Raw genomic sequence first — 696 nt, forward strand, 5'->3', positions numbered from 1 at the left:
CCGGGCACGCCGGTGATGCCGACCACGTGGGCGCGGCCGGTGCGCCGATACAGCGCCGCCAGGGCGTCCCGGCACTCGCGCTCGCCGCCCTCGGTGCGGGTGATCAGCCGCGCCATGGCCCGGAGATCACCGTCGCACACGCGCTCGGCGAGCGCCTCGGAGGCGATGCGCTCAGCCATCGGTGCCGCTCCCGGCGCGCCGGTTGAGCGTGCGGTAGAGATCGCGGTCGTCGATCACGCGCTTGGCCTTGAAGTCGGTGCGCTCGAAGGTGCCGGGGGAGACCACCTCAATGGCCACGCGCAGGCCGAGCACCCGGTTCAGGGCGGCGGCCGCGGTCTCGCTGAAGCGCTCCATCGCCGGCGCCCCCGCCGACTCCGTGGCCGTGTCCGCCTCCACCTGCACGGCGAGCTCGTCCATCACGCCCTCGCGGGAGACGACGATGCGGTGCTCGCCGCCGTAGCCAGCCAGCTCCGTGAGCACGGCGGCGATCTCGCTGGGGTACACGTTCTCGCCACGGATCTGGAACATGTCGTCGATGCGCCCGTAGATGCCCTGGGGCAGGCGCGGATAGGTCCGGCCGCAGGGGTTGTCCTCCATCACCCAGTGGGTGAGATCGCCGGAGAACAGCCGGATCATGGGCTGGGAGGTGCGCTCCAGGGTGGTGTAGACCGGCGTCCCCTGGCTGCCGTAGGGCAC

Annotated in this window: 1 pseudogene; it reads right to left on the reverse strand. The window is 72.3% G+C overall.

The window, feature by feature from the left end:
- Window positions 1-171: 171 nt before the first annotated feature.
- Window positions 172-696, reverse strand: a pseudogene (locus G7A99_RS23090) (phenylacetate--CoA ligase); the annotation flags it as partial.

The sequence above is a fragment of the Arhodomonas sp. KWT genome, assembly GCF_010993615.1.